The following is a 15,612-nucleotide window of genomic DNA, read 5'->3' as shown; positions in this document are numbered from 1 at the left end:
GCACTCATCCTTCGAACGGGCCTTGGGCCGTGAAGGCACCGCCCTGGTAGATGGCGGCGGGATCGGTGGGGGCCGGTGCGGGCTGGGCTTCGACCTTGGCACGGAAGGGCTCCGAGCTGTCCTTGGGCTGAAAACCCAGGTGCGCGGCCGCGTGGTTGTCCCACCAGAGATCGCGATTGGCGGAGGCACCGTACACCACGGTATGGCCCACGTCCGGGGTGAACAGGGCCTTTTCGACGAGTTGCGTGAGGTCGTCGTAGCTCAGCCAGGAACTCATCATGCGGCGATCGCGCGGCTCGGGGAACGACGAGCCGATGCGCAGGCTCACGGTCTCGATGCCGTAGCGGTCGAAATAGAAGCTCGCCATGTCTTCGCCGAACGACTTGGACAGCCCGTAGTACCCGTCGGGCCGGCGGCGTGCGTTGGCATCGATGCGCTCGTCCTGGCGATAGAAGCCGGTCACATGGTTGGAGCTGGCGAACACCACGCGCTTCACGCCGTGGCGGCGGGCGCCTTCATAGATGTGGAACACGCCCTTGATGTTGGCTTCCAGTATCTGCTCGAAAGGCCGCTCGACCGAAACACCACCCAGGTGCACGATGGCGTCGCAGCCGGCCACCAGGGCGTCCACTGCGGACTTGTCGGCCAGATCGCAGGGCACCACCTCTTCGTCAGGGCCGCGTGCGGGCGCCAATGCCGAAATATCGGACAGGCGCAGCACTTCTGCGTAGGGACGAAGCCTCTCGCGAAGCACCTGGCCGAGGCCGCCTGCGGCGCCGGTCAACAGAAGACGGGGTAAACGGGACGGCTGGCTCATGAAGCTCCTCTGGCTAGTATTTGTCATATGTTGTCATACAACGCTGAGCGATTATCATCACCGCCATGGCCACATCGATAAAGGGATTACCCGAATTCACCCCGCACAGCGAATCCCTGGCCTCACCCATGTCCGCGCCGCCCGTTCGCCGTGCCCGTGGACTGACCAACGCGGTGGTGGAAGATTTTGCGGGAAAGATCCGCGACCGGCTGCTCACGCCGGGCGACAAACTCCCCACCGAGTCGGAAATCATGCGGGCCCACGATGTGAGCCGCACCGTCGTGCGGGAGGCGTTGTCGAAGCTGCAGGCGGCCGGCCTGGTGGAGACGCGCCACGGTATCGGCACCTTCGTTTTGCCGCCGCGCGCAGGCGGCGTATTTCGGCTGGACCCGTCCGAGTTGACCGCCTCGGTCGATGTGCTGGCGGTGCTGGAATTGCGCATCAGCCTCGAAACCGAGTCGGCGGGCTTGGCAGCCATGCGCCGCAGCGACACGCACCTGCAGGCCATGCGCCAGGCACTGGACGACTTCGAGCACAACGTGGCGATGGGAGGCGACACGGTGGGGCATGACTTCCGCTTTCACCTGCAGATCGCCGAGGCGACGGGCAACCCGTATTTCGCCGACATCATGAATCACCTCGGCACGACGTTGATTCCACGCACGCGCATTTCGGGCATTCGCAACGCCGTGCGCGGGCATGAATATTTGAGCCGCGTGAATCGCGAGCACGAAGAGATCTATTCGGCCATCGCCCGCAAGGACCCGGAGTCCGCGCGCGCTGCCATGCGCATTCACCTGACCAACAGCCGCGAGCGCCTGCGACTGGCCCAGGAAGCCGCCAATACCCCTGCCGCCACTACTCCGGATGCTGCAATGGCCGCAGTCGCGATGGCGCATCCAGGCGCCTGATCGCCTCATATCGGCTGCCGGGGGCACCTCCTCGTTAACCCGAAGAGGCATGGAAATGCGGTGATTGGCGCTTGTGCCTTGCTATTTTTCAGTTGTATGATGACGTACAACAAGAAATTTTTTATCCAAGGCAAGGAGACATGTGATGAGTTTGAACCGCCGCCACGCCATGGTTTATGGTGCCGCCGCCCTCGCCAGCACCACCGCCATGGGCCAGACCGCCAATTGGCCCACGAAAACGTTGCGCCTCATCGTGCCCTACCCTCCGGGCGGCAGTTCGGACATCATCGCGCGTGCCATCAGCCAGCCGCTGTCGGACATGCTGAAACAGAACGTCATCGTCGAGCACAAGCCCGGCGCCAACGGCAACCTGGGCGCCGACTTCGTGGCCAAGGCCCAGCCGGATGGCTACACGATGCTGCTGTGCGACGTCGGCGCGCTGGCGATCAGCCCTTCCGTCTATACCAAGCTGCCTTTCAATCCGTCCAAGGACCTTCGCGGCGCCACCATGCTGGCCTATTCGCCGCACATGCTGGTGGTGCACCCTTCGGTGCCGGCCAACAACCTGAAAGAACTGATCGCGCTGTCGAAGACGGCCGACCTGAACTTCGCCGTGACCGCCACGGGCAGCGCGCCGCACCTGGCCGGCGTGGCGCTCGAGCGCGCCAGCGGTGCTCGCTGGCAGTACGTGCCCTACAAGGGCGGCGTGACCGCCATCCAGGACACCATGGCCGGCCAGACGCAAGTGCTGATGAACGGCATGCTGGCCACCCTGCCCCACGTGCAGAGCGGCAAGCTCAAGGTGCTGGCTTTGTCCAAGGGCACCCGCATGCCGCTGCTGGCCGATGTGCCGACCATCGCCGAACAAGGCATTCCCGGTTTCGAGTCAGGCACGTGGCAAGGCATTCTCGTGCCGCGCGGCGCGCCGGACCCCATCGTGCAGCGCTTGAACACCGCGCTCATCTCCGTCATCCGCACGCCTGAAATCCGCTCCCGGCTGGCTGGCCAGGGCGCAGAGGTCGTGACCATGGCGGTCGCCGAGCAAGACAAGTTCTTCGAGAAGGAACGCGCACGCTGGGCCAGCGTGGTGTCGGATGCGCAGATCCGCCTCGACTGATTTCCCCTGACCTTTCCCCACTTCATTACCGTACCGCCATGCAACCTCAAGAACTCAAGACCATCATGGGCTCCGGCCTGCTGTCGTTTCCGCTCACGGACTTCGATGCCCAGGGCCAATTCAACGCCAAGGGCTATGCCGAGCGTCTGGAGTGGCTGGCGCCCTACGGTGCCAGCGCGCTCTTCGCAGCGGGTGGCACGGGTGAGTTCTTCTCTCTCACGGCGGACGAATATCCCGGCATCATCAAGACCGCAGTGGACACCTGCCGCGGCAAGGTGCCGATCATCGCGGGCGCCGGCGGCCCGACCCGCTTCGCCATCCAGTGCGCACAGGCCGCAGAAAAGGCCGGCGCGCACGGCATTCTGCTGCTGCCCCACTACCTGACCGAAGCCGGCCAGGAAGGCCTGGCCGCACACGTCGAGGAAGTCTGCAAGAGCGTGAAGTTCGGCGTGATCGTCTACAACCGCGGCCAGAGCCGTTTCGCCCCGGAGACGCTGGCACGCCTGGCCGAGCGCAACGCCAACCTGGTGGGCTTCAAGGACGGCGTGGGCGACATCGAATCGATGAACTCCATCTACATGAGGATGGGTGACCGCTTCGCCTACCTGGGCGGCCTGCCGACGGCCGAGGTGTATGCCGCAGCCTACAAGGCACTGGGCACGCCCGTGTACTCGTCGGCCGTGTTCAACTTCATTCCCAAGACGGCGATGGACTTCTACAAGGCCGTGGCGAATGACGATCTGGCGACCCAGCACCACCTGCTGCGCGAGTTTTTCATGCCCTACCTCGAACTGCGCAACCGCATGGCGGGCTATGCGGTCAGCATCGTCAAGGCGGGCGCCAAGATCGTTGGCCACGATGCCGGCCCGGTGCGTGCCCCCCTCACCGACCTGAAGCCGGGCGAAATGGAAGAGCTCAAGGCCCTCATCGACAAGCTCGGCCCGCAATAAGCCCAAGCACGAAGACTTGCCGGCGGAAAGCCGGCGTCCGGCCGTGCACGGACGCCGGTGAAGTGGCAATCGGACACGTGGCGACCCTAAAACCAAACCAACCGAGACAAGCCATGTACAAAAAACTGTTCCTTGCGGCGGCGACTGCCGTCACCATCTTCGCCCTGGGAGGTTGCGCCGCAACGTCCATGAATTCCGGTGCTCCGTCAGAGCAGGCGGTCGCCACCGCTGCCGAGCGCCTGCGCATCGCGATGATCGATCCCACCCCGGCGGCCCTGGGCCAACTGGTGGCGGACGACCTGAGCTACGGCCATTCCGGCGGCCGCGTGGATACCAAGGCCAGCTTCATCGGCGATCTGATGGCCGGTAAATCAGATTTCGTCACCATCGTGATCAGCGACCAGACGATCAAGGTGGTGGGTGACGCGGCCATCGTTCGCCACACCCTCACGGCCGACACCAACGACTCGGGCAAGCCCGGCAAGGTGCAGATCAAGATCCTGGGCGTCTGGCAAAAGCAAGGCGCCGACTGGAAACTGCTGGCCCGCCAGGCCGTTCGCACGGCGCACTGACGCTTCTTTCCCCCTCGAAGGCCGGATCGACATCCGGCCTTCGCCATCGGCTTTGAATCGCCGTCAACGCAGCCGCAACTTCCGCCATGAGCACCACACATCGGCCCCGAATCCTGCAAATCGCCCGCCTGCCGCTGCCGGCCCTCGAAACCGATCTTGCCGAGCAGTTCGACGTGGTTTTCCTGTCGGACCAACCGGATTCATCGCTCTTTCTGGCCGAGCGGGGCCAGGAGTTCACCGGGGTGGTGACTTCGGCCTCCATCGGCTTGAAGCGCGAGGTGATCGATGCCTTGCCGAACCTGAAAGTCATCAGCAGCTTCGGGGTGGGATTCGACGCGCTGGACGTCGCTACGGCCAGATCGCGCGGCATACAGGTCGGGTACACCCCCGGTGTGCTGAACGACTGCGTGGCAGACATGGCTTTCGCCCTGTTGCTGGACGTGTCGCGCGGCGTGAGTGCGAGCGACCGTTTCGTCCGTCGCGGCGACTGGACCCATGCGCGGTTTGCGCCGCAGAGCCGGGTGTCCGGCAAGCGCCTGGGCATCGTAGGCATGGGCCGCATCGGCCAGGCCGTGGCCGAACGTGCAACGGGCTTTCGCATGGAGATGGGCTATCACAACCGCCGCCCCAGCGGAGAATCCAGCATGCCCTACTTCGCGTCCCTGGTGGAGTTGGCCCGATGGGCCGATTACCTGGTGCTCACGGTGGCCGGTGGCGCAGAAACCCGCCATCTCATTGATCGCACGGTGCTCGATGCGTTGGGCCCCCGTGGTTTTCTGATCAATGTCGCGCGCGGCAGCGTGGTCGATGAGACGGCCCTGATCGAAGCGCTGGCAGACCGCCGAATTGCCGGTGCCGGGCTGGACGTCTTCGACAACGAGCCGTCCGTCCCCGCCGCGCTGCAGGCGCTGGATAACGTGGTGCTCACGCCGCACACCGCCAGTGCCACCCACGAAACCCGCCGCGCCATGGCCGACCTGGTGCTGGACAACCTGCACGCTTTCTACGGTACGGGAGCGGTTCGCGCTCCGGTGCCAGGTCCTTGAATCACCTCGCTCCGAATTCTCCGAAGCCCATCACCATGCCCACTGCCATTTCCATCCCAGTCGTCACAGAAGTGCGCGTTATTCCAGTCGCCGGACGCGATGGCATGCTGCTCAACCTGAGCGGCGCGCACGCACCGTTTTTCACACGCAACCTCTTCATCCTGACCGACAGCGCCGGGCGCACCGGGGTGGGTGAAGTGCCGGGTGGCGAAAAGATCCGGCAGGCGTTGGAAGACACCAGGCCGCTGCTGGTCGGCCAACCTGTCGGCAACCACCTTGCGCTGCTGCAAAAGGTGCAGGGTGCGCTGGCAGGGCGCGATAGCGGCGGGCGCGGCCTGCAGACATTCGACCTGCGCATCGCCATCCATGCCGTCACCGCCGTCGAATCGGCACTGCTCGACCTGCTGGGACAGCACCTGGGCGTGCCGGTGGCGGCGCTGCTTGGCGAAGGGCAACAACGCGATCGGGTGGAAATGCTGGGTTATCTCTTTTTCATCGGCGATTCGGCCAAGACCGATCTTCCCTACGTGCGGGCCGAAGATGTCGATGCCGCTGAAAGCGATTGGAGCCGCGTTCGCCACCTGCAAGCCCTCACGCCGGAGACCATCGTCCGCCAGGCCGAAGCTGCGCATGCGCGCTATGGCTTCAACGATTTCAAGCTCAAGGGCGGCGTGCTGCGCGGCGAAGACGAAGTGCTGGCCATTCGTGCGCTGCACGAACGCTTCCCCAAGGCCCGCGTGACGCTCGATCCGAACGGGGGCTGGCTGCTGAAAGACGCCGTGCGCCTGTGCCGCGACCTGCATGGCGTGCTCGCCTATGCGGAAGACCCTTGCGGTGCTGAAGACGGTTTCTCGGGCCGTGAGGTCATGGCCGAATTCCGGCGGGCCACGGGGCTTCCCACAGCCACCAACATGGTGGCCACCGACTGGCGGCAGATGGTGCACGCCCTGTCGCTGCAGTCTGTGGACATTCCACTGGCCGACCCGCATTTCTGGACCATGGCGGGCTCCGTTCGCGTGGCGCAGACCTGCCGCGACTGGGGCCTGACCTGGGGCTCGCATTCCAATAACCACTTCGACGTGTCCCTGGCGATGTTCACGCATGTGGCGGCGGCAGCGCCCGGCAAGGTCACCGCCATCGATACCCACTGGATCTGGCAGGACGGCCAGGGCCTGACCCAGTCGCCCTTGCAGATCGTCGATGGGCATGTCACCGTGCCGCAAACCCCAGGTCTGGGCGTCCAGTTGGACATGGCGGCTGTGGAGCGCGCCCATCAGCTGTACCAGCAACATGGCCTGGGCTCAAGAAATGACAGCATCGCAATGCAATACCTGCACGCCGGCTGGACATTCGACCCCAAACAGCCTTGCCTGGTTCGATGAACGGCTGAGCTGGCCTAAACTGCTGTCATGACCTCTTGCTCAAATTGGATCAACAGCCCCGCCCGCAACCTGCTGCCTTTGATCCTTTTGGGAGCAACGGCCAGTTGCGTCGCACAGACCCGTGACGTGACCGGTGAGATCGCAGTGAGCAGCGATCTCACCGAGCGGGGATTCCAGACCCCCATCCGGCGACCGATCGTTCAGGGACTCGTTACCCTCTACGACGCCACGGGCTGGTCGGCCGGTGCCGTGCTGGGAATGCAAACGAATGGCCGCCGATACGGCCGCGCGATCGTCCGCCTCGCCTATGACGGGGTGCTGTCCAATGACTGGCAGTATCAGGCCGTCACGCAGTACTACGCTTATCCGGACAATCCGACGGCCCAACTGCTGGATCGCCTGGAGACGGGCCTGAGCTTCAGTTATCGCGATCTGATCGTCGCCGGCGCTTCGGTATTTCGCTATCCACACACCATTGATAGGGCGCGTCCCATGCGATGGGCCCTCGATATGGGGGGCCGACTGCCATTGGACGATCAATTTTCGCTGACCAGCACCATCGGGCTGGCACAAGTCAGGCCACAAGGTCGCTACGCCTATGGAAGTGTCGGGTTGGCTTGGCGCCAGGGCCCCTGGCGTGCCACGCTCAGCTATCTGACAGCCGATAGCCGGGCGAATTCGGTGTACCCGGGCAACGTGGCGGGTAACTGGTCTTTCATGTGGGCGCGTTCTTTTTGAAGCGGTAGCAACCTTTTGGTGCACCATGGGCACTTACGGTGCAATATCAAACGCCGCAAGACGCCAAACCGCCCTCACTTCGCACCATGGCCGCCCCTTCCTTTCCTGACGACTCGACCGATATCGACTTGCTGCACGGCATCGCGGCCGGCGATCGAGCAGCGTTGGCGGCCTTGTACCGCACTTACCACCGCCGGTTGTGCCAATTCTTGACAAGGCTCACCCGCCGGGCCGACCTGATCGAAGAAATCATCAATGATTGCTTCTGGATCGTCTGGCAAAAAGCAGGCAATTTCCGCGAGGAGTCGAAGGTTTCCACTTGGATCATGGGCATCGCCTATCGCTGCGGATTGAAGGCGCTGCGCCAAGATGGCGGCGCGCACACACTGCAGTTGTCCGACGACGAAGTGGAAGCGCAGCCCGATCTTTCCTCCGATCCGGGTGATGCCAGGGAACTGCGCAACTGGCTCGACAAAGGCATGGAAAAACTTTCTGTGGACCAGCGGCTCGTGCTGGAACTGGCCTACACCGGCGGGCATTCGCTGGAAGAGATCGCGGTCATTACTCAATCACCCGTTGGCACCGTGAAAGCGCGCATGTTCCATGCACGCCTGAAGCTGCGCAACTTGCTGCCTGCCTTGGCCACTCGCAGTACCGCTCAATAGGACTGAATATGCCTTACCGTCTCCCAGGCTCGCAAAGACAAGACCGCTCCCACGTTCTCACCCAAGAGACGTTGCCATGGATCGTCAACGGCAGTGCCAGCGAACAACAGCGTGCCGATGTCGAAAAGCACTTGGCCCAATGCGCCGAGTGCCGCACAGAACTCCAGATGCAACAGAAGGTCCAGACTGCCATGACCTTGCCACCCGTCAACATGCCCGATGAACAAGCGGGGCTGCACAAGTTGCTGGAGCGCATCGAAATGGGCGCCTTGCTGGACCAGCCGCTGCCCAAGCCGACCCCTGTGCAGCGGCGTCCCGCTGGCAGGTTGACGTATGCGCTGGCGACTTTCGCGGTGCTCCAGGCCGTCGCGCTCGCCTTCATGGGCCATCGATTGGCGGACGAGGAGCCTTCCACCTTCCAGACGTTGAGCACCCCGCCCGCCATCGTGCGTGCTGCAGATGCAGGCATGCCCAACGCCATACGTGTCGTTCCCGACGGGCGGATAACGCTGGCCGACTGGAAGACCTTGCTGCAGTCGCTGGATCTGCAGGTCGTCAGCGGCCCGAACGCCATGGGCGCTTACGCCGTATCCACCAGGGATGCAGGCCGTGCGAACGCCCAAGCCCTGGAGCGGCTTCGCAGCACGCCTGGCATGCAAATGGTGGAACCCATCGGAGGCACCCCATGAAACTGCGTTATTGCGCTGCCGCGTTGTTACTTGCCGGGGTGCTTTCCGGCTGCACCACCAGTTCGCCGGAGGCCTCCGGCGCCGACTCTTCAGGAGTGAAACTCTCCGGCGAAGCCCGCATGAGGGCGGACAGCGCAAAGTACATCATCGTTGCCGTTCCGAATCCGCTGGAGCATGTCCCGGGGCGCGCGGGCACCAGCCTTTCGAGCTATGGCGCCCCACCCCGCTACACGATGGGCAATCGTGCCGCCAAGGCGGTTCAGTCCATCGCTACGGACTATGGGCTGCGGGAAGTGGCCGCGTGGCCAATCCCCCCGATGAACGCTCATTGCGTGGTGTTCGAAATCAACGCGACTGCCTCGCGCGAGGCGTTATTGCAAGACCTGTCGCGCGATGACCGCGTTCAGTTGGCTCAGCCGCTTCAGGACTTCTCGGTCAACGCAACCCCGGAGCCCCAGTCCCCGGCAGTGGCCTATAACGATCCGTACATGCCTTTGCAGCAAGGCTTTGGCGACATGCAGATTGCCCGTGCCCACAAGATCAGCACCGGAAAAGGTGCACATGTCGCAGTGATCGACACCGGCGCGCAGACCGAGCATCCAGACCTGCGCGGGCAGATCGATGCCGTCTATAACCTGGTGGACGAAAACGCCGCCACGTTTCAGCAGGACCAGCACGGCACCCAGGTGGCAGGCATCATTGCCGCAGTCGGCAACAACCTGCAGGGCATCGTCGGCATCGCGCCAGAAGCCAAGATAAGCCTCTACAAGGCATGCTGGTATCCGGCAGGCCAGCCCTCGGCTGGTGCACGCTGCAACTCATTCACGCTGGCCAAAGCGCTGGTGGCCGTCATGTCCTCGGACGCTCGCACCATCAACCTGAGCTTGGGCGGCCCCGACGACCCGCTGTTGAGCACCCTTTTGGGACAGTTGGTCAAACAAGGCCGGGCCATCGTCGCAGCGCTTCCCGCCAATGGCGAACGCACCGGTTTTCCGGCCGGTGTGCCGGGCGTGATCGTCGTAGGTGCAGCAGACAATCCCAACCTGATGGCCAAGGGCATTCTGGGAGCCCCGGGCAAAGACGTGCTCACGCTGCAACCGCAGGGTCGCTACGATTTCGCGACCGGATCGTCAATGGCGGCGGCTCACGTGAGCGGAATGATTGCGCTGATCCAAGCCAGCGCTCCGCAACTCGACACCAATACCCTTAAAAGCCTGTTGATGGACAGCGAAAAGAGCCTGGACAGGCCGCCCGTCATGGTCAACGCCGAACGTGCCTTGGAGTTGCTGCCAAATCACCGCCAACGTTTCGCAGAGCGCTGAAGCAGAGCGACTTCGGCAATCGACAAAAAAGAAACCCCTGAAATCCCGCCGGAACTTCAAGGGTCGCCTTCGCAAGTCAGGCACCTTCGGCACCTTGCTCAGCTCTTCACATGTTGTTGATCATGACCTGACCGAAACCAGAGCAGCTCACCTGCGTCGCCCCCTCCATGAGACGGGCAAAATCATAGGTGACCTTCTTGCTGGCGATCGACTTCTCGATGGAACTGATGATGAGGTCTGCGGCTTCCGTCCAGCCCATGTGGCGGAGCATCATTTCTGCCGACAAGATCTCTGAACCCGGGTTCACGTAATCCTTGCCTGCGTACTTGGGTGCCGTGCCGTGCGTGGCTTCGAACATCGCGACGGTGTCGGAAATGTTGGCACCCGGCGCAATGCCGATGCCGCCCACTTGCGCGGCCAGGGCGTCGGAGATGTAGTCGCCGTTCAGGTTCAGCGTGGCCACGACGCTGTACTCCGCCGGGCGCAACAGTATCTGCTGCAGGAAGGCGTCCGCAATGCTGTCCTTGATCGTGATTTCCTTGCCGGTCTTGGGGCTCTTGAATTTCATCCATGGACCGCCATCGATCAGTTCGGCACCGAACTCCTTGGCAGCCAATCCATAAGCCCAGTCACGAAAAGCGCCTTCCGTGAACTTCATGATGTTGCCCTTGTGCACGATCGTCACGCTGGGCTTGTCGTTGTCGATGGCGTATTGAAGGGCCTTGCGCACCAGGCGTTCGGTGCCTTCTCTGGACACAGGCTTCACGCCAATGCCGGAAGTCTCGGGGAAGCGGATCTTCTTGACGCCGAACTCGTCTTGCAGGAACTTGATGAGCTTTTTCGCCTTTTCGGATTCTGCTTCGAACTCGATGCCCGCATAGATGTCTTCCGAGTTCTCACGGAAGATCACCATGTTGGTTTTTTCGGGCTCCTTCACCGGGGAAGGCACGCCTTTGAAATACTGGATCGGGCGCAGGCACACATACAAATCCAGCTCTTGGCGTAATGCGACGTTCAGCGAACGAATGCCGCCACCCACGGGCGTGGTGAGAGGCCCCTTGATCGACACCACATAGTCGCGCACGGCGTGCAGGGTTTCTTCCGGCAGCCATACGTCCGGGCCATAGACCTTGGTGGACTTTTCACCCGCAAACACTTCCATCCAATGGATCTTTTTCTTGCCGCCGTAGGCCTTCGCCACGGCTGCATCCACAACCTTCAGCATCACGGGAGTGATGTCCAGGCCCGTGCCATCGCCCTCGATGTACGGAATGATGGGTTGGTCCGGCACATTCAATGACATGTCAGCATTGACGGTGATCTTCTGGCCTTCGGAAGGCACCTTGATGTGCTGGTAGCTGGTCATGGAACGGGTCTCTCCGGTGAAACGATGAATGGGCTTGAGCTGGTCAGGCGAACGCGATACAGCCGATGATTCTAAGTCACAAAAAAATCACATTTTTCTTGTCAACGGCCGTCACTGCGGCCCCGTTGTGGAGGTGCTTCGCGGCACTTCGCGCGGCTCTCATCCGAACCTCATCAAGGAATTGGCATATATGAAAAAACTCCTCGCTATCCTGGTTGCTGGTCTGTTCGCCGCTGGTGCTTTTGCACAAGGCGCAGCGCCAGCCGCACCTGCAACGCCCGCAGTGACCTCCGCCCCCAGCGCCGAGCCAGCAGCACCCGCTCCTAAGGCACACGCCAAGGCCAAGTCCAAGAAGCCTGCAGCGCACAAAGTGGCTCACAAGAAGGCAACCAAGAAGCACGCAAAGTCCGCTGCCTGAGTCTCACTTGCCAGCACAGCCTGTCGCCACGGTGGCCGGCCCTTCAAAAAGCCCGCGCAAGCGGGCTTTTTGCTGTGGGCTGCTACCCTTCGAACTCCCATTGCATCTATGGAACGCCGGATGATGAAATCTTTTCTTTCGCGCGCAGCGAACCGCTCGCCAAAATTCCTCGCGACTGTTTTCGCAGCCCTGGTCTTGTCCGCTGGAACGGCCGCCACTGCCCAGGAATCTCCCCAGTTGAATTTGCAGCGCGTAGAACTTGGAGCTGGCATGCATCGCATCGATGCCCAAGTGGCCGTATCGCCACAGGAGCGCCAGATCGGGCTGATGCACCGCAAGGAGATGCCGCAGCAGGAAGGCATGCTCTTCGTATTCGAGGAACCTGCGGTGCAGTGCTTCTGGATGAAAAACACGCTGTTGCCGTTGACAGCTGCCTTCGTTGCGGACGATGGGACCATCGTCAACCTGGCCGATATGAAGCCGCAGACGGAAGACTCCCATTGCTCTGAAAAACCGGTGCGCTACGTGTTGGAGATGAACCAGGGCTGGTTTGCCAAGAAAGGCGTCAAAGCCGGAGCCAAACTGTCTGGCACTTCTTTCGCACGTCGCTGAAAAAGCGGCATCCTGCGAAGTCGGGCGGATCCTGCTGCGCCTTCTATGGAACACCCATGAAAAACGGCTCCCTCAGGAGCAATGCCGCTCAGCCTTACTCACAAGTCAGAAATATAGGCGACAGATGGGTGTCTGAAGAATGACCTGATGAGTGCAGGATCTTCAGCCACCGACTGCAACTGCGCATCCACACGCTCCTTGAGCTTCTCCCCCTTTCGCAATGGACTGCGTGCCACCCCTGTGCGCTTGGCGTGGCTCCATACCAGCTCATCTGGATTGAGGTCTGGCGCATAGCCGGGCAGGAAGTGCAACGTCGATGCGCCTGCCGTGCTTGCCACGTATTGCTTGACGAGGGCCTTCTTGTGAGCCGGCAAGCCATCGACGACCAAGTGCACGGGTTTCTCACGCTCGGCCATCATGTTCTTGAGCAGTTGCACTAACAACTCGCCTGTAAGCGCTCCCTGGTAGGTCTCAAACCAGAACGCCCCTTTGGAGTTGACGGCTGAGGCCGCCGAGATCGACTGGCGCTGGCCCGGGCGCTCCACGACCGGGGTCTGGCCCTTGGCTCCCCAGGTCTTGCCATGCACGGCATCAGCGCGAAAGCCCGACGTGGGTTTTTGCCGTTGACCCAGCGAAAAACCTGGCGCTCCTGCACGGGTGTGAGGCTGCGCGGGCGGCCTGTCGGCCAGCATACGCATTTCTTCCAACACATTGTGGGCCAGGGTGCGTCCGTCTCGTTTCATGCCGTCAATGAAAGCACCGATCGCCGCACTGCGCAAGAGAGTGTCCCCTAAGTTACTGACTTATGAGTAACTTACTGGCATTGCCTCATGCGGGCCGTTTTTCATGATTGCGATTCAAGCAATCAGGCGAAGTTGCTTTCAGCAAACTTCCAGTTCACCAGCTTGTCGAAAAAGGTTTCGACGAACTTGGGGCGCTGGTTGCGATAGTCGATGTAATAAGCGTGTTCCCACACATCGACCGTCAACAGGGCTTTGTCGGCCGTGGTCAGCGGGGTGCCTGCGGCTCCCGTGTTCACGATGTCCACACTGCCGTCAGCCTTCTTCACCAGCCAGGTCCAGCCGGAGCCGAAGTTGCCCACCGCGCTCTTCACGAAAGCTTCCTTGAAGGCTGCGTAGCTGCCCCACTTGGCGTTGATGGCGTTGGCCAATGCACCGGTGGGCTCTCCGCCGCTGCTCGGCGCCATGCAGTTCCAGAAGAAGGTGTGGTTCCAGATCTGGGCCGCGTTGTTGTAAATGCCGCCGCTCGACTTCTTGACGATCTCTTCGAGCGCCATGCTTTCGAATTCGGTGCCCTTTTGCAGATTGTTCAGGTTCACCACATACGCGTTGTGGTGCTTGCCGTAGTGGTACTCCAGGGTTTCCTGGCTGTAATGGGGCGCCAGGGCGTCGATCGCGTAGGGCAACGGTGGCAGGGTATGTTCCATGGTGCAGGTCCTTCGTGGGTTGAAATTCTTGGAATGGACACTGCCGCCCCCTGGGGCCGGGCAGTCCAAGCGGCGATTGTAGAAAGTAATAGCAGGGGTTGCTGTAGGCCGCAGCCAATTGCCAAGACTGCGACTGCCCCATCACAGCAAACGGCGCTGCGCTACTTCCAGATCGATCTCGCCATCCGTCAGCGCGGCCCGCACGGCGTCGCCGGGCCGCACCTGGGCCACCTGGGTGATCGGCTGTCCCTGCACATCGGTCAGCAAGGCATAGCCGCGCTGCAACACGAGCTTCGGGTCCAGCAATTGCAGCCGCAGGGCTGAGCGCTCCAGCCGCTCCGCCTGTCGCGTGAAATGGCGTTGATGCGTTTGATTCATTTCGGCCTCCAGCGCTTGCTGGCGTTGCGCAAGGCGCTGCATTTTCAATAGCACGCTGTGGCGCAGGCGTTCGGCCAATCTGGCCAGCCGCGTCTGTTGGCGCGCGACCAGTCCGGAGGGCCGGCCCAGGCGCTGGGTGACGAGGTCAAGGCGCTGGTGGCGCACATCAAACTGCGACTGCACAGCGTCCGACAGACGCTCGCCCAGCAAATCGATCGCTCCCAGCCAGACCGCGCGCGGCTGAGACACCAGTTCGGCGGCAGCCGTCGGCGTGGGCGCCCGCAGGTCGGCACAAAAATCGGCGATGGTGAAGTCCGTCTCGTGCCCCACCCCACAGATGAGAGGCACCGGACTCTGCACGATCAGGCGTGCGAGGTGTTCGTCATTGAAGGCCCACAAATCCTCGATGGACCCGCCGCCCCGTACGAGCAGGATTACATCGACCGGCGCTGGCGGCAGAGAGGCATTGGGCCGTGCCCCCGACGCGCCGCCGCCATCGGCCATCGCATAAAGTTTGGACAGCGCTGAACGCATCGAGGCGGCAGCGCTGGCTCCCTGCACGAGTGCTGGCACCAGCGTCACCGGAATGTGCGGTACGCGCCGCCGCAGCGCCGTCACCACATCGTGCAGCGCCGCTGCACCGGGTGAGGTGACCAAACCGATGCCGCGCGGCATCAGCGGCAGTGGCCGCTTTCGCGCGCTGTCGAACAGCCCTTCCGCCTCCAGCTGTGTTTTCAGGCGCAAGAACTGCTCGAACAGTGCTCCCTGCCCTGCCCGCTGCATGCTTTCGACGATGAGCTGCAGATCTCCCCGTGCTTCGTACACACCCAGGCGGCCTCTCAGTTCGACCAACTCCCCGTCGCGCGGCGAAAAGTCCAGCAGCAAGGCTGCCCGGCGGAACATGGCACAGCGGATTTGCCCCTGCCCGTCCTTGATCGTGAAATAGCAATGCCCGCTGGACGCGCGGGAAAAGCCCGTGATCTCGCCCCGCACCGCGACAGGATTGAACCGTGCCTCCAGGGCATCAGCAATGGCGCGGCATAGCGCGCCGACTTCCCAGATTCGGGGCGCCGTTGCAAGGTTCATGGCGTCAGATACCCGCCGCGCAAAGGCTGGCGGACCTTTGCGGCAATGCAGTAGTCCACAGCGCGCCCTGGGGGCCTGATGCAGGGTAATCGCAGA

The 15,612-nt window shown here is 62.4% G+C and carries 16 protein-coding genes and 1 pseudogene; 12 read left to right on the top strand and 5 right to left on the bottom strand.

Annotated features, from left to right (window positions below; all coding sequences use genetic code 11):
• Positions 1 to 4: 4 nt before the first annotated feature.
• Positions 5 to 817, bottom strand: a complete 813-nt coding sequence (locus tag AVHM3334_RS04150; protein ID WP_284409896.1) for an NAD-dependent epimerase/dehydratase family protein — start codon at positions 815 to 817, stop codon at positions 5 to 7.
• A 65-nt stretch (positions 818 to 882) separates the two neighbouring features.
• Here AVHM3334_RS04150 and AVHM3334_RS04145 point away from each other — a divergent pair, with 65 nt between their 5' ends.
• The 10 genes from AVHM3334_RS04145 (at position 883) to AVHM3334_RS04100 (ending at position 10,209) form a co-directional block, all read left to right on the top strand.
• On the top strand, positions 883 to 1,728 hold the full coding sequence (locus tag AVHM3334_RS04145; RefSeq protein WP_502869847.1) for a FadR/GntR family transcriptional regulator: 846 nt from the start codon (positions 883 to 885) through the stop codon (positions 1,726 to 1,728).
• A 145-nt stretch (positions 1,729 to 1,873) separates the two neighbouring features.
• On the top strand, positions 1,874 to 2,845 hold the full coding sequence (locus tag AVHM3334_RS04140; protein WP_284409893.1) for a Bug family tripartite tricarboxylate transporter substrate binding protein: 972 nt from the start codon (positions 1,874 to 1,876) through the stop codon (positions 2,843 to 2,845).
• Between the two features lie 38 nt (positions 2,846 to 2,883).
• Positions 2,884 to 3,795, top strand: a complete 912-nt coding sequence (kdgD, locus tag AVHM3334_RS04135; RefSeq protein WP_284409891.1) for a 5-dehydro-4-deoxyglucarate dehydratase — start codon at positions 2,884 to 2,886, stop codon at positions 3,793 to 3,795.
• Between the two features lie 113 nt (positions 3,796 to 3,908).
• Positions 3,909 to 4,367 carry a nuclear transport factor 2 family protein gene (locus tag AVHM3334_RS04130; RefSeq protein WP_284409889.1) on the top strand — a complete coding sequence of 153 codons (459 nt, stop codon included), beginning with the start codon at positions 3,909 to 3,911 and terminating at the stop codon, positions 4,365 to 4,367.
• Positions 4,368 to 4,453: 86 nt separating this feature from the next.
• Entirely contained in the window at positions 4,454 to 5,413 is a 960-nt protein-coding gene (locus tag AVHM3334_RS04125) for a 2-hydroxyacid dehydrogenase (RefSeq protein ID WP_284409885.1), read from the top strand.
• 35 nt (positions 5,414 to 5,448) lie between these two features.
• Positions 5,449 to 6,795 (top strand): enolase C-terminal domain-like protein, encoded by a 1,347-nt coding sequence (locus tag AVHM3334_RS04120; protein WP_284409884.1) that lies wholly within the window; start codon positions 5,449 to 5,451, stop codon positions 6,793 to 6,795.
• Between the two features lie 27 nt (positions 6,796 to 6,822).
• Positions 6,823 to 7,533, top strand: coding sequence for a hypothetical protein (locus AVHM3334_RS04115; RefSeq protein ID WP_284409882.1), 711 nt, complete (start codon positions 6,823 to 6,825; stop codon positions 7,531 to 7,533).
• An 86-nt stretch (positions 7,534 to 7,619) separates the two neighbouring features.
• Positions 7,620 to 8,198 carry an RNA polymerase sigma factor gene (locus tag AVHM3334_RS04110; protein WP_284409880.1) on the top strand — a complete coding sequence of 193 codons (579 nt, stop codon included), beginning with the start codon at positions 7,620 to 7,622 and terminating at the stop codon, positions 8,196 to 8,198.
• An 8-nt stretch (positions 8,199 to 8,206) separates the two neighbouring features.
• Positions 8,207 to 8,887 carry a zf-HC2 domain-containing protein gene (locus AVHM3334_RS04105; protein WP_284409877.1) on the top strand — a complete coding sequence of 227 codons (681 nt, stop codon included), beginning with the start codon at positions 8,207 to 8,209 and terminating at the stop codon, positions 8,885 to 8,887.
• On the top strand, positions 8,884 to 10,209 hold the full coding sequence (locus AVHM3334_RS04100) for a S8 family serine peptidase (protein WP_284409875.1): 1,326 nt from the start codon (positions 8,884 to 8,886) through the stop codon (positions 10,207 to 10,209). The genes AVHM3334_RS04105 and AVHM3334_RS04100 overlap by 4 nt, the downstream gene beginning before the upstream one ends.
• A 106-nt stretch (positions 10,210 to 10,315) precedes the next feature.
• On the opposite strand, the gene icd is transcribed toward AVHM3334_RS04100, so the two are convergent.
• Positions 10,316 to 11,575, bottom strand: a complete 1,260-nt coding sequence (gene icd, locus AVHM3334_RS04095; RefSeq protein ID WP_284409873.1) for an NADP-dependent isocitrate dehydrogenase — start codon at positions 11,573 to 11,575, stop codon at positions 10,316 to 10,318.
• 28 nt (positions 11,576 to 11,603) lie between these two features.
• On the opposite strand from icd, the gene AVHM3334_RS23860 reads away from it, so the two are divergent.
• The gene (locus AVHM3334_RS23860; RefSeq protein ID WP_349816607.1) at positions 11,604 to 11,993 is read left to right on the top strand and encodes a hypothetical protein; all 390 of its coding nucleotides are present in this window, start codon (positions 11,604 to 11,606) and stop codon (positions 11,991 to 11,993) included.
• Between the two features lie 123 nt (positions 11,994 to 12,116).
• Positions 12,117 to 12,605, top strand: coding sequence for a DUF192 domain-containing protein (locus AVHM3334_RS04085; RefSeq protein WP_502869850.1), 489 nt, complete (start codon positions 12,117 to 12,119; stop codon positions 12,603 to 12,605).
• A gap of 98 nt (positions 12,606 to 12,703) precedes the next feature.
• Here AVHM3334_RS04085 and AVHM3334_RS04080 read toward each other — a convergent pair.
• The 3 genes and pseudogenes from AVHM3334_RS04080 to xseA form a co-directional block, all read right to left on the bottom strand.
• Positions 12,704 to 13,213: pseudogene (locus tag AVHM3334_RS04080) on the bottom strand (IS630 family transposase); the annotation flags it as partial.
• Positions 13,214 to 13,470: 257 nt separating this feature from the next.
• A complete protein-coding gene (locus AVHM3334_RS04075) occupies positions 13,471 to 14,052 on the bottom strand; it encodes a Fe-Mn family superoxide dismutase (protein ID WP_284409869.1) in 582 nt (193 codons plus the stop codon).
• 141 nt (positions 14,053 to 14,193) lie between these two features.
• Positions 14,194 to 15,516, bottom strand: a complete 1,323-nt coding sequence (gene xseA, locus AVHM3334_RS04070) for an exodeoxyribonuclease VII large subunit (protein ID WP_284409867.1) — start codon at positions 15,514 to 15,516, stop codon at positions 14,194 to 14,196.
• Positions 15,517 to 15,612: the final 96 nt, after the last annotated feature.

This window comes from Acidovorax sp. SUPP3334 (genome assembly GCF_030159055.1).
Lineage (GTDB): Bacteria > Pseudomonadota > Gammaproteobacteria > Burkholderiales > Burkholderiaceae_C > Paracidovorax.
The sequence above is the reverse complement of the archived record's forward strand: the minus strand, read 5'-3'. Positions and strand labels throughout refer to the sequence as shown.